The following is a 12,029-nucleotide window of genomic DNA, read 5'->3' as shown; positions in this document are numbered from 1 at the left end:
GCTAGGGGCGACCAGACTTTCCCTGACCTCTTCACAGGAGCCAGCTGTGCGTTTCACTGCATCGAAGCCGGCCAAGCGCGTCGCTCTGATCGCCGCGCTCGGCGTCGGACTGCTGTCGGCCACGGGCTGCGGGTACATCAACGCCCAGCAGACCACCCACAAGTACGCAGCATCCGACGGCATCGTCGCCGACCTCGGCCCGCTGCAGCTGCGCAACGTGCTCGTCGTCTCGTCGGGCCGGGCCGAGGGCTCCGAAGGCCTCAGCGCCGACGCCCCGGGTCGCCTGCTGGGAACGGTGTTCAACACGTCCGCGCAGGAAGTGGCCCTCACCTTCTCCGACGCCGGCACCCCGGTCCGCCTCGACATCCCCGCCAACGGCGAGGTCAACCTGGGCGAGGAGGGCATGCCGATCGAGCTCTCCGAGTCCGGTGCGATCCCCGGCGGCCTCGCCCCGATCGAGTTCACCGCGGCCGGCACGAGCAAGGAGCTCTCGGTTCCCGTCCTCGACGGCGCGCTCGCCGAGTACCGCGAGTACCTGCCCTCCTCGGCAGCCACGCCGTCCGCCACCGCGACTCCGTCGGAGTCCGGGGACGCATCCCACGCCGGGGGCGAGACCGAGGAAGCCTCCTCGGGCCACTAGCCTCCACCAGGCGACCAGACGCTGACGGCCGCCCACCCTCAGGGGGTGGGCGGCCGTCGTCGTCCGCGCCCCACCCTCGCGGGGTGGGCGGCCGTCGTCGTCCGAGTCGGCGGGCGGGCTGCCTGCTGCGCGGCAGGCGCCCGGTCACGGCTCGAACTTGTAGCCCAGGCCGCGCACCGTCACGAGGTAGCGGGGGCTCGAGGGGTCCGGCTCGATCTTGCTGCGGAGGCGCTTGACGTGGACGTCGAGCGTCTTCGTGTCCCCCACGTAGTCGGAGCCCCAGACGCGGTCGATGAGCTGCCCTCGCGTGAGCACGCGGCCCGAGTTCCGCAGGAGCATCTCGAGCAGCTCGAACTCCTTGAGCGGCAGGGAGACCTGCTCGCCGTCGACGCTCACCACGTGCCGCTCGACATCCATGCGGACCGGACCGGCCTGGACGGTCGAGGAGATGAGCTCCTCGGGCTCGCCGTGGCGGCGCAGGACGGCGCGCACCCGGGCGACGAGCTCCCGCGACGAGTACGGCTTGGTCACGTAGTCGTCCGCGCCCAGCTCAAGCCCGACGACCTTGTCGATCTCGGAGTCCTTCGCCGTGAGCATGATGACCGGGACGTTGGAGCGCTGGCGCAGCTGGCGGCACACCTCGGTGCCGGGCGTGCCGGGCAGCTGGAGGTCGAGGAGCACGAGGTCGGCTCCATTGCGGTCGAACTCGAGGAGCGCATCGCTCCCGTTGTCCACCACCTCGACCTCGTACCCCTCCTTCTGGAGGAGGAAGGACAGGGGGTCGCTGAACGACTCCTCGTCCTCGACGATCAGGATCCTGCTCAAGCGATTGCTCCTTGCTCGGTGGGCCCACCGGCCGCACTGCTCTGTTCTCGGTCTTCTTCCATCTCCGGCAGCCGCACGGTGAACGTGGACCCCTTGCCCGGCTGCGACCAGACAGTCACCTCGCCACCGTGCTGCTCTACCACGTGCTTGACGATGCTGAGCCCGAGCCCCGTCCCGCCGGTCTGGCGCGAGCGGGCCGCGTCCACGCGGTAGAAGCGCTCGAACACGCGCTCCTGGTCCTCGGGCCGCAGTCCCTCGCCCTGGTCCGTGACCGACACCGAGACGAGGCCGTCCCGGTGGCGAACGCCGATGCCCACCTTCGTGTTGGCCGGCGAGTACCGGATCGCGTTGTCGATGAGGTTGCGCAGGGCATTGGCCAGCAGGTCGGGGTCACCGAACACGGGGGCGTCCACGCGGCCGCCGACCCTGACCTCTATCCCCTTCGCCTCTGCAGCGAGGCGCGAACGGTCGACCGCGTCCGCGACGACGTCGTTGATGTCCACGGCCCGGCCCTGGTGCAGGACGTCTGCCCCCTGGAGGCGCGAGAGCTCGATGATGTCCTGCACGAGCGCGGCGAGGCGGCTCGACTCCTTGTGCATGCGCTGCGCGAAGCGGCGGACCGCGTCCTCGTCGTCCGGACTGGCCTCGAGGGCCTCGGCGAGGAGCGAGATGGCCCCGACGGGGGTCTTGAGCTCGTGCGAGACGTTCGCGACGAAGTCATTGCGGATCCGCTCCGTGCGGGTGATCTCGGTGCGGTCGTCGGCCAGCAGGAGGATGTACTCGTCGCCGAGCACGGCCGCCCGGACGCTGACGATGATGGTGCCCTGTCCGAGCGGTCCGCGGGGGAGCTCGAACTGCTTCTCGAGGATCACGCCGTTGCCGCGCACCTTCGCGGTCATCCGCAAAAGCTCCCGGTGGACCACCGTGTGGCCCCGGACGAGCCCGTACGCGTACGCCGCAGGGCTCGCGCGGACCACGCCGTCGATCGCATCCACCACGACGAAGGCCTTGCCGAGCACGGAGAGCACGTCTGCAGCGCCCGCCGGGAAGCCCGGCTCCGGGGCGGGTCCCTCGTGGATCTGGCGCTGGCGCTCGCTCGCCCGGAAGGCGAGCACGCCGAAAGCACCGAACGACAGGCCGAGCAGGCCCGCCACGATGCCGATGACGAGAGGGTCCACGCACCTAGCTTAGGCCCGGCACACGGGCGCCCCGTGTCACAGTGCTGGCCACGATGCTGGTCCCGCCGGGCCCGTTCAACTAACGTTCACTTGCAGGCGGACAACAATTCATCCGCCGCTGAAAGTGTGACGAGTCGGGGGCGCGGGGCGTCTCCGTACCCGGGACACCGAAGTGAAAGGACGCCACCGTGCGCAAGGTATTCCAGGCAGAACTCCAAGAGGTCCGCGAAGAGCTCGCGGAGATCGCGCAGCTTGTCGCGGAGGCCCTGGACAAGGCGGTCGAGTCCTTCGAGTCCGCGGATGTGGAGCTGGCCCAGGAGGTCATCGCCGCGGACGCCCGCATCGACTTCAAGCAGACCGCCCTCGACGAGAAGGCGATCGAGATCCTCGCCCTCCAGGGCCCTGTCGCCTCCGACCTCCGCACGATCGTCGCGTCGCTGCGCATGAGCGCCTCGCTCGAGCGCATGGGCGATCTGGCCCGCCACATCGCCCAGCTCACGCGGCTGCGCTACCCCGAGAACGCCGCCCCCGAAGCGCTGCGCCGCACATTCGGCAAGATGGCCGAGCTCGACCAGTCGATCATCCGGGACGTGGCCGAGCTCCTCGCAACCCACGACCTCACGCTCGTGGCGAAGATCCAGGGCTCGAACGCGGAGCTCGACGAGCTGCACGCGAGCATCTTCCGCGCTATCGCGGAGCCGTCCTGGAGCGCGAGCCCGAGCTCGAGCGTCGACGCCGCGCTCGCGAGCCGCTACTTCGAGCGCTTCGCCGACCACGGCGTCTCGGTGGCCCGCAAGGTCTCCTACCTCGTGACGGGCGAGTGGGACGGGGACATGACCTCGAGCTGAGCTGCGCGCGGGCCGGAGGGCGCGCGGGGGCATGGCTCCCAGCCCTTCCGGCCGCCCGCCCGCACGGCGCAACCACGACGGCGGCCGCCCACCTCCTGCGGGAGGCGGGCGGCCGCCGTCGTGCGTGCGCGGAAAGCCCGGGCTACTGTGGGGCTACTTGCGGCCCTGGTTCTTGACCGCCTCGATCGAGGCGGCGGCGGCCTCCGGGTCGAGGTAGGTGCCGCCGGGGTTGGTGGGCTTGAAGTCCTCGTCGAGCTCGTACACGAGCGGGATGCCGGTGGGGATGTTCAGGCCGGCGATGTCGTCGTCGCTGATCCCGTCGAGGTGCTTCACGAGCGCGCGCAGGGAGTTGCCGTGCGCGGTCACGAGGACCTTCTTGCCGGCCTTGAGGTCCCCCTTGATCTCGGTCTCCCAGTACGGCATGAGGCGCTCGAGGACGTCCTTGAGGCACTCGGTGCGCGGGAGATCGTCGCCGAGGTCCGCGTAGCGCGGGTCGCCGGCCTGCGAGAACTCGGAGTCGTCCGAGAGTGCGGGCGGCGGGGTGTCGTAGGAGCGGCGCCACACCATGAACTGGTCCTCGCCGAACTCGGCGAGCGTCTGGGCCTTGTCCTTGCCCTGCAGCGCGCCGTAGTGGCGCTCGTTGAGGCGCCAGCTGCGCTTGACGTCGATCCAGCCGCGGTCCGCCGCGTCGAGGGCGATGTTCGCGGTGTTGATCGCGCGCTTGAGCCGCGAGGTGTGGAGGATGTCCGGGAGGTAGCCCTTCTCGACCAGCAGCTCGCCGCCGCGGCGGGCCTCCTCGCGGCCCTGGTCGTTGAGGTCCACATCCACCCAGCCGGTGAACAGGTTCTTGGCGTTCCACTCGCTGTGCCCATGGCGCAGCAGGATGAGCGTGTAGGTCATGCGCCCCATGCTATCGGCCGGCAGCAGCTGCCCCCGCCTCCATGACGCGCGGGGCCGGGCGGTCCGGCGGGCCGGGCGCGACCGCGTCCCAGCCGACCGTGAGCTCGCCGAGCCGCCACCGTCCCGGACCGTGGTGGACGGGCCAGCCCGCGTCCTTCACCCCGCGGCACATCGCGACCCAGCGCTGGCGCACTCCGAAGGGCGCGAGCGGGGCGGCGGCCAGCCACGCGGCGTCGAGCGCGCCCAGGAACCCGTGGATCCTCTCCCCCGGGACGTTGCGGTGGATGAGGGCCTTGGGCAGGCGCTCGGCGAGGTCGGACGGGAGCCCGAAGGCGCCGAAGCGTGCGGCGAGGGACAGCGTGAGGGGCCCGTCGGCGTCGAGCGCCACCCAGGCCGCGCGGCGGCCGATCTCGTCGCATGTGCCCTCGACGAAGAGCCCTCCAGGGGCGAGCCGCGAGCAGACGAGGCCCCAGATGCCGGCGACATCGGCCTCCTCGTACTGGCGCAGCACGTTGAAGGCGCGCACGAGGGCCGGGCGGCCGGGGACCGGCAGCTCGAAGCCGCCGAGCCGGAAGTCGAGGCCCGGGACCTCGAGCGGCTTCGCTGCCGCGACGCGGGCGGGTTCGATCTCGATGCCGGTCAGGCGCATGTCCGGGCGGAGGGAGCGCAGGCGGGTGAAGAGCTCGAGCGCAGTGATCGGGGACGCGCCGTACCCGAGGTCGACGGCGAGGGGATCCGCCGGGAGCGAGAGGATCCGGCGCGCGTGCGGGCCCGTGATCCACCGGTCCACCCGGCGCATGCGGTTGGGATTGGTGGTGCCCCGTGTGACGTTGCCGACGACTCCGCGGGCGCCCCGCCCGGGCTGGGTCCGGCCCGCGTGGGTCCGGACCGCATGGGTCCGGATCGAGCTCGCCTTCTGCACCACGAGGGCCAGCCTAGCGGGCGCCCACCCCCATCTCGGCGGTCGGGGTGGGACGGGTCAGCGGGAGGCCACGGCCGGACGCACGTCGGCGAGGTACACGCCGGCAGCGGTCACGGCGGCGATGTTGAACAGGCCAAGTCCCCACGTGGGCCCCATAGGGCCGGTGAGGATGCCGAAGACGGTGAACGCGGCCGCGGCCCCGGTGAGACCGAGCCAGAAGCCCTTCGTCCGCTTGGAGTTGGCCTCGAACGCAGGCCCCTTGCGGGTGAGGCAGTCCACGAACGCCCACACGGACAGGCCCGCACAGAGGACGGTCACGGCCCATCCGACGCCGAACTGGATCCAGAAGATCATCATTTTCCCGTCCACGGCTCCAGCCTACCGCCCGGCTTCGAGGGACTGGCGGAGGTCCTCCCACAGGTCCTCGACGTTCTCGATCCCGACGCTGAGCCGGACGAGGCCCTCGGGCACCGTCTGCGCCTCGCCCGCGTGGCGGCGGCGCCGCTCGATCGTCGACTCGACCCCGCCCAGGCTCGTGGCAGGCAGCCACAGCGCGAGCCGCGCCACGAACGCGTCCGCCGAGGCGGCGTCGTCGAACTCGATGCTCACCACCGAGCCGAAGCCCGTGAACTGCGCCGCCGCGCGCTCGTGGCCCGGGTCGGCGGGAAGGCCGGGGTAGCGGACACGGGCGACGGCGGGGTGCGCGTCGAGGCGGCGCGCGAGCTCGCCCGCGGTCGCCTGCGAGCGCTCGACCCGCAGCGCGAGCGTCCGCAGTCCGCGCAGCCCGAGCCATGCCTCGAAGGGGCCGGCGATGGCGCCGTGGAGCGTGCGGTGCGCGTGAAGGCGCTCGCGCAGCTGCACGGTGGCGGCGACGGCAATGCCGAGGAGCACGTCGGAGTGGCCCGCGAGGTACTTCGTGGCGGAGTGGACGACGACGTCCGCGCCCAGCGCGAGCGGCTTCTGGCCCAGCGGGGTGCTGAAGGTGTTGTCGACGACGACGAGCACCCCCGCAGCGCGCGCTGCGGCGACGAGGGCGGGCAGGTCCGCGACCTCCAGCATCGGGTTGGTGGGGCTCTCGACCCACAGGACGTCCGCACCGTCGAGGGCGGCGGCAGTGGCCTCGGTGTCCGCGATGTCCACGCCGATGAGGCTCAGCTCGCCGCGCTCGGCCTTGCTCTGCGCGAGGCCGAGCGTCCCCGAGTAGGCGTGCTGCGGGGCGACGAGCACGCCGCCGACGGGCACGAGGCTCAGGGCCGCGGCGATCGCTCCCATGCCGGACGAGTACACGAGCGCGGGCAGCTCGGCGCCCTCGAGCCGGCCCACGGCCTCCTCGAACGGCTCCCACGTCGGGTTGGACACGCGCGCATAGCCGATGGCGCCCTCCTCGCCGACCCCGCCGAGGCCCACGAACGTGCTCGAGAGGACCACCGCGGGGTTGACCGGGGTGTCCGGGCCGCGCTCCGGCCTGCCCGCGGCCACCGCGAGCGTCTCGGGGGCGAGCTGGGACATCGCGGCGGCATCGAGGTGGGGGTAGGCATGGGGGTGCGTCATGGGACAAATCTAGGCCACGCCGCCGGCGGTGCCCGGTGGTCCCGGGCATCCACAGGACCCCGGCCGTCGACCCGCGCGGCGTGATCCCCCGGTAGGCTTGATGGGTGACCTCCTCCCCCTCGAACCTGCCGTCCGCGCCCGGGCTCTTCGTCGCGTTCGAGGGCGGCGACGGCGCCGGCAAGTCGACCCAGGCACGGCTCCTCGCGGAGTCCCTGCGCGCGGCCGGGCATGACGTGCTCCTCACACGCGAGCCCGGCGGGACCGAGATCGGCGAGAAGCTGCGCGCCCTCGTCCTCGAGCACGGGCACGGCGAGGTGGACCCCCGCACCGAGGCCCTCATCTTCGCCGCCGCCCGCGCCGCGCACGTCGCGCAGGCGATCCGGCCCGCCCTTGCCCGCGGAGCGGTCGTCATCACAGACCGCTACATCGGCTCGTCGGTCGTCTACCAGGGGGTGGGCCGTTCCCTCGGGGCCGAGGACGTCGAGCGGCTCAACACCTGGGCGACGGAGGGCCTCTGGCCGGACCTCACCGTGCTCCTCGACGTCGAGGAGTCCGAGGGGCGGGCTCGCCGCACCGCGGGGGAGGCGGCCGAGGACCGGCTCGAGTCCGAGCCGGACGCCTTCCACCGCCAGGTCCGCACCGCGTTCACGGCGCTCGCGCAGGCCCGTCCCGAGAGCCATCTGGTCCTGGACGCGGCCCGCGATCCGCAGTCCCTCGCCGCCGAGATCCTCGCCGCCGTGGAGCGGGCCCTCGCCGAACGCCCGCCGCTGGACGCAGGTCCCCGCGCCGGGACGTCGGGCAACGCCGTTCCGGGGCACGCCGGAGTCTCCCCGTGACCGTGTGGGACGGCCTGCCGGGCCAGGCGCACGTCGTCGACCAGCTGCGGCGCGCGGCGGCGGGCGAGGGCCTCACCCACGCCTGGCTCTTCACGGGCCCGCCCGGCTCGGGGCGCTCCACGGCGGCCAAGGCCTTCGCGGCGGCGCTCAACTGCGAGGCGGACGACCCCGCGGCCCGCGGCTGCGGCCAGTGCACTTCCTGCCGCGAGGTGCTCGCCGAGACCCACCCCGACGTCGCGTTCGTGCGCACCGAGAAGGTGACCATCACGATCGACGAGGCGCGCGAGATGGTCACGAAGGCCGGGGACCGCCCGCAGAGCGGCCGCTGGCGCATCATGGTGGTCGAAGACGCGGACCGGATGGCGGAGCGGACCACCAACGTGCTCCTCAAGGCGATCGAGGAGCCCACGCCCCGGACGGTGTGGATGCTGTGCGCCCCCTCCCCCGCGGACGTCCTCGTGACCATCCGCTCGCGCTGCCGTCCCGTGGGGCTGCGGCTGCCCCCCGTCGAGGACGTCGCGGCGCTGCTCGTGGAGCGCGACGGCGCCGACCCGGCCCTCGCGCTCGAGGCGGCCCGGGCGGCGCAGAGCCACGTCGGGATCGCGCGCCGGCTCGTGCAGGACCCGTCGGCGCGCGAGCGGCGCACCGCGACCGTGCGGCTCCCCCTCACCCTCTCGACCGTCTCGCAGGCAGTGGCCCTCGCCGAGCGGCTCACGGCGATCGCGACCGAGGAGGCAACGTCGTCGAACGAGGAACGGGACGCTGCCGAGCGGTCCAAGCTCCTCGCTACCCTCGGGGTCGCCGAGGGCGAACGGCTGCCCCCGTCGCTGCGCTCCCAGGTGCGCGCCCTCGAGGAGGACCAGAAGCGCCGCGCCAAGCGCAGCGTGACGGATTCGCTGGACCGCACCCTGACCGATCTCCTCTCGTTCTACCGGGACGTCCTCGTGGTCCAGCTCGGCGGGGCGGTGGAACTCGTCAACACCGAGCTGGGCGAGGACATCGCCGGCTTCGCGGCGGGCTCGTCCCCCGAGCAGACCCTGGCCCGCATGGACGCCATCAACCTGACCCGACAGCGCATCACGAGCACGAACGTCGCCCCGCTCCTCGCGGTCGAGGCGATGGCCGTCGCCCTCATCTGACCCCGGACCCGAAAGAGGCCCCGTGACCTTCCCCGTTCCCCCTGCCGCCCCGCGCACCGGCCGCCCGCGCCGTGCAGTCCAGCGCAGTGCAGTCCGGCGCGGCGCAGCCCTCCGACGTGGCGCAGCTGCCGCCCTCGCGGCCGCCGCCCTCGTCCTCTCGGGGTGCACGGGCACGCCGGCGCAGAGCGGACCGGACCCGAAGGCGACCGAGGGAGCGCCGAAGGGGCTCGAGGAGTTCTACACGCAGAGCGTGGACTGGGCCGCGTGCGAGAGCTCGTTCGAGTGCGCCAAGGTCACGGTGCCGGTGGACTACGACGCACCGGAGGGCGAGACGATCGAGATCGCGCTCATCCGCACCAAGGGCAGCGGCTCTGCGGGAAGCCTCCTGGTCAACCCGGGCGGGCCGGGCGTCTCGGGCTATGACATGGTCAAGGACTCGGTCACGGCGATGATCCCGGAGAAGGTCCGGGACGCCTACACGGTGGTTGGCTTCGACCCGCGCGGGGTCAAGCGGTCCGCGCCGGTGACCTGCCTGGACGCCAAGGGCCGGGACCGCATGCGCGCCACGACGGTGGACCCGAGCACCGACGCGGGGCTCGAGAAGGCCTTCGCCCTCCAGCGCGAGGTGATCGACGCGTGCGTGGCGAACACCGGGCCCGTCCTCGCCCACACCGACACGGAGAGCTCGGCGCGGGACATGGACGTCATCCGCGCTGCGGCGCTCGGCGACACGCAGCTGGACTACCTCGGCTACTCGTACGGGACCTTCCTCGGCTCGGCCTACGCGGGTCTCTTCCCGGACCGGGTGGGCAGGTTCGTGCTCGACGGCGCGATGGACCCCGCGCTGGACGACCGCGACATCGTCCTGGGGCAGGCCAAGGCATTCGAGGCCGCCATCCACTCCTACGCGCGCTCATGCCTCGAGAAGTCCGACTGCCCGCTGAGCGGCTCGGAGGAGGAGGCCGTGGGCCAGATCCGCGAGCTCCTCGCCGCCGTGAAGGAACGTCCTCTGCCCACCGTGGGGGCGCGCACCGTGAACTCGATCGACTTCGTCAACGGCTTCATCCTGCCGCTCTACAACGACCGCAACTGGCCGGCCCTCACCCAGGCCCTCGCAGGCGCCCTGCGCGGCGACGGCACGACGATGCTCCGCCTCGCCGACATCGCAGCCGACCGCGAGGGCGACGGCACGTACAGCTCGAACAGCACCTACGCGTTCACGGCGTACAACTGCCTCGACTACTCCAATGACGCGGATCCGGCGGCCATGCGCGCCGAGGCGGAGGATCTGATGGCGGCCTCGCCCACGCTCGGGGAGTTCTTCGCCTACAGCGACGTCAGCTGCCGCGACTGGCCCGTGAAGCCCGTGCGCACCCCCGCCCCGGCGCACTACGAGGGTGAGAGCACGATCGTGGTCGTCGGGACCACGGGAGACCCAGCCACCCCGGTGGAGTGGGCCGGCGCCCTGCGCGGCCAGCTCGGCAACGCCGCCCTGCTCACGTGGGAGGGCGAGGGACACACGGCGTACGGCCGCGGCTCGGAGTGCATCGACGACGCCGTGGACGCCTACCTGATCGACGGCACCGTGCCCAAGGACGGCCTGCGCTGCTAGCCCGGACCGCTCCGGCGGACGCCCGGGCGGGGGGTGGGCGGAAGGCCTAGGCCGAGTGGGCGGCGGGCCAGAGCAGGCCTGGCAGGTCCGCGATGGAGGGCACGACGGCGTTCGCTCCGGCCGCGCGCAGCTCGCCTTCGCCCTGCGCCCCCGTGAGGACGCCGACGGCCGAGCCGCCGGCATGAAGCCCCGAGGCGATGTCCGCGGCGGTGTCCCCGACGACGATGACGTCCCGCACGTCCTCGACGTCCAGGGCCAGCACGGCTGTGAGCACCATGTCCGGGTGCGGGCGGCCCCGGCCTGCGTCCTCCGAGCACAGCGAGAGATCGGCGAGCCCCATCCATCCGAGGGCCTCGAGGATGCTGTTCTGGGTGTGCCGCCCGAACCCGGTGGCGAGGCAGACCTTGACCCCGCGCGAGCGCAGCTCGTGGACGGTCTCCTCGGCGCCCGGCACGGCCGTCACCGCGCCGGCAGCGATCATCCGGTCGTACGCCTCTGCGAAGGCGCGGGTCGCGCGGCGGGCGGTGTCGGCGTCGTGCGGGAAGACCTGCGCGAAGAGCTCGGCGCGGTCCAGGCCAGCGCTGCGCCGGGACCGGTCGAGCGCCTGCTCGAGCCGGGGGCCATTGACCCCATGACCGCTCAGGACTTCCCGGACCGCCCGCTCGGCAGCACCGCCGTCCGTCACGGTGGTGCCGTTCATGTCCAGTACGGCCAACCGCGGGCCACGCTCTCCGGCGGCGGGCGACTCCAGCGTCACTGCGATCCTCATTCCTCTCGGCAGCCCACTGTCAGACTGCATCCGGCGTGAGCATGCCAGCACGCTGAGTCCCAAGGCTGAACACGCCGCGTACGGGCGGTGAACAAGGCCACATCCCGGGAAATCGAAAAAACTTGGAGAAATGTGCGTCATCCCGGCGAGTCGTGGGCATCTGTCATGTCGGCGGGCCATCACGCTGGGGGTGGTGGCCCGCCACTGGGAGCTTGTGGGGAAGGCTGTGGGAAGAGGAACCATGTTCAGTCCGTCGACGCATCCGGGACAGCATTCGCTTGGCCGCCAGTTGCGGGTGGCCCACCGGAGCACCGAGCCGCGGCTCTCGCTCGGAACCTACGGGTCAGTGGACGTGGTGCTCTACCCGAGCCAGCCCGGCGGACGGCAGAGCACCCTCGCGTGCCTCATCGGGGCGACCGGCCGCGCGTTCGTGGACTCGGCCCACTATCCTTCCTGGCGGTCCTTCTCGGCCGCCGTCACCTACACGGCGAAGTACCTCGGCGGCACGGCGTGAAGGGCGTTTTGACCGTGGGCAGCGGGCTCGTCTAAAGTAGTCTCTCGGTGGATCCGCCCCGGCGGTCCACTGGTTGCCTCCTTAGCTCAGCTGGTAGAGCGTCTCACTCGTAATGAGAAGGTCAGCGGTTCGAGCCCGCTAGGAGGCTCAGCAACCCCTCTCTGACCTGCGGAAACGCAGAGCAGGGAGGGGTTTTTCCATGCCCAGACGGACCACCTGTCCGATTTACCGTCCGACAGATCCGGACGCAGAGGGCGGCGCCCCGCCGCTGGTGCCGGCGGGACCGGCCACGGAC

13 protein-coding genes and 1 tRNA gene are annotated in these 12,029 nt (G+C 72.3%); 7 read left to right on the top strand and 7 right to left on the bottom strand.

Features of this window, described 5'->3' with window-relative positions:
* Positions 1-46: 46 nt before the first annotated feature.
* Complete coding sequence (locus tag ABCQ75_RS10240) at positions 47-640, top strand: hypothetical protein (protein WP_345885266.1); 594 nt, start codon at positions 47-49, stop codon at positions 638-640.
* Between the two features lie 144 nt (positions 641-784).
* Here the strand turns inward: ABCQ75_RS10240 and ABCQ75_RS10235 are convergent, their stop codons facing one another.
* Both ABCQ75_RS10235 and ABCQ75_RS10230 read right to left on the bottom strand, forming a co-directional pair.
* The gene (locus ABCQ75_RS10235) at positions 785-1,465 is read right to left on the bottom strand and encodes a winged helix-turn-helix domain-containing protein (RefSeq protein WP_345885265.1); all 681 of its coding nucleotides are present in this window, start codon (positions 1,463-1,465) and stop codon (positions 785-787) included.
* The gene (locus ABCQ75_RS10230) at positions 1,462-2,643 is read right to left on the bottom strand and encodes a sensor histidine kinase (RefSeq protein WP_345885264.1); all 1,182 of its coding nucleotides are present in this window, start codon (positions 2,641-2,643) and stop codon (positions 1,462-1,464) included. Before ABCQ75_RS10230 ends, ABCQ75_RS10235 begins: the two co-directional genes overlap by 4 nt.
* Positions 2,644-2,831: 188 nt before the next feature.
* On the opposite strand from ABCQ75_RS10230, the gene phoU reads away from it, so the two are divergent.
* A complete protein-coding gene (phoU, locus tag ABCQ75_RS10225; protein WP_345885263.1) occupies positions 2,832-3,491 on the top strand; it encodes a phosphate signaling complex protein PhoU in 660 nt (219 codons plus the stop codon).
* A gap of 153 nt (positions 3,492-3,644) precedes the next feature.
* Here phoU and ABCQ75_RS10220 read toward each other — a convergent pair whose 3' ends face one another.
* Genes ABCQ75_RS10220 through ABCQ75_RS10205 form a run of 4 tightly spaced genes read right to left on the bottom strand, consistent with a single transcriptional unit; the run spans position 3,645 to position 6,864 of the window.
* The gene (locus ABCQ75_RS10220) at positions 3,645-4,391 is read right to left on the bottom strand and encodes a phosphoglyceromutase (RefSeq protein WP_345885262.1); all 747 of its coding nucleotides are present in this window, start codon (positions 4,389-4,391) and stop codon (positions 3,645-3,647) included.
* A 10-nt stretch (positions 4,392-4,401) separates the two neighbouring features.
* Positions 4,402-5,316 carry a class I SAM-dependent methyltransferase gene (locus ABCQ75_RS10215; RefSeq protein ID WP_427916084.1) on the bottom strand — a complete coding sequence of 305 codons (915 nt, stop codon included), beginning with the start codon at positions 5,314-5,316 and terminating at the stop codon, positions 4,402-4,404.
* A 54-nt stretch (positions 5,317-5,370) separates the two neighbouring features.
* The gene (locus ABCQ75_RS10210; RefSeq protein WP_345885261.1) at positions 5,371-5,682 is read right to left on the bottom strand and encodes a DUF2516 family protein; all 312 of its coding nucleotides are present in this window, start codon (positions 5,680-5,682) and stop codon (positions 5,371-5,373) included.
* Between the two features lie 9 nt (positions 5,683-5,691).
* The gene (locus ABCQ75_RS10205; protein WP_345885260.1) at positions 5,692-6,864 is read right to left on the bottom strand and encodes a trans-sulfuration enzyme family protein; all 1,173 of its coding nucleotides are present in this window, start codon (positions 6,862-6,864) and stop codon (positions 5,692-5,694) included.
* A 104-nt stretch (positions 6,865-6,968) separates the two neighbouring features.
* On the opposite strand from ABCQ75_RS10205, the gene tmk reads away from it, so the two are divergent.
* From tmk to ABCQ75_RS10190, 3 genes are read left to right on the top strand one after another with little or no spacing between them, the layout of a single operon-like run.
* Positions 6,969-7,700: a dTMP kinase gene (tmk, locus tag ABCQ75_RS10200; protein ID WP_345885259.1), complete on the top strand. Its 732-nt coding sequence runs from the start codon at positions 6,969-6,971 to the stop codon at positions 7,698-7,700.
* A complete protein-coding gene (locus ABCQ75_RS10195; protein ID WP_345885258.1) occupies positions 7,697-8,839 on the top strand; it encodes a DNA polymerase III subunit delta' in 1,143 nt (380 codons plus the stop codon). The genes tmk and ABCQ75_RS10195 overlap by 4 nt, the downstream gene beginning before the upstream one ends.
* Before the next feature lie 22 nt (positions 8,840-8,861).
* Complete coding sequence (locus tag ABCQ75_RS10190; protein ID WP_345885257.1) at positions 8,862-10,451, top strand: alpha/beta hydrolase; 1,590 nt, start codon at positions 8,862-8,864, stop codon at positions 10,449-10,451.
* A gap of 46 nt (positions 10,452-10,497) precedes the next feature.
* On the opposite strand, the gene ABCQ75_RS10185 is transcribed toward ABCQ75_RS10190, so the two are convergent.
* On the bottom strand, positions 10,498-11,208 hold the full coding sequence (locus ABCQ75_RS10185; protein WP_345885256.1) for an HAD-IA family hydrolase: 711 nt from the start codon (positions 11,206-11,208) through the stop codon (positions 10,498-10,500).
* Positions 11,209-11,461: 253 nt separating this feature from the next.
* Here ABCQ75_RS10185 and ABCQ75_RS10180 point away from each other — a divergent pair, with 253 nt between their 5' ends.
* Positions 11,462-11,734 (top strand): hypothetical protein, encoded by a 273-nt coding sequence (locus ABCQ75_RS10180; RefSeq protein WP_345885255.1) that lies wholly within the window; start codon positions 11,462-11,464, stop codon positions 11,732-11,734.
* Positions 11,735-11,809: 75 nt separating this feature from the next.
* Positions 11,810-11,882: transfer RNA gene (locus ABCQ75_RS10175), tRNA-Thr, on the top strand.
* The last annotated feature ends 147 nt before the right edge of the window (positions 11,883-12,029 follow it).

The organism is Sinomonas halotolerans (genome assembly GCF_039615075.1).
In the GTDB taxonomy this organism is placed as follows: domain Bacteria; phylum Actinomycetota; class Actinomycetes; order Actinomycetales; family Micrococcaceae; genus Sinomonas; species Sinomonas halotolerans.
Note: the sequence above shows the minus strand (reverse complement) of the source record. Positions and strands in the feature narration are given on the sequence as shown.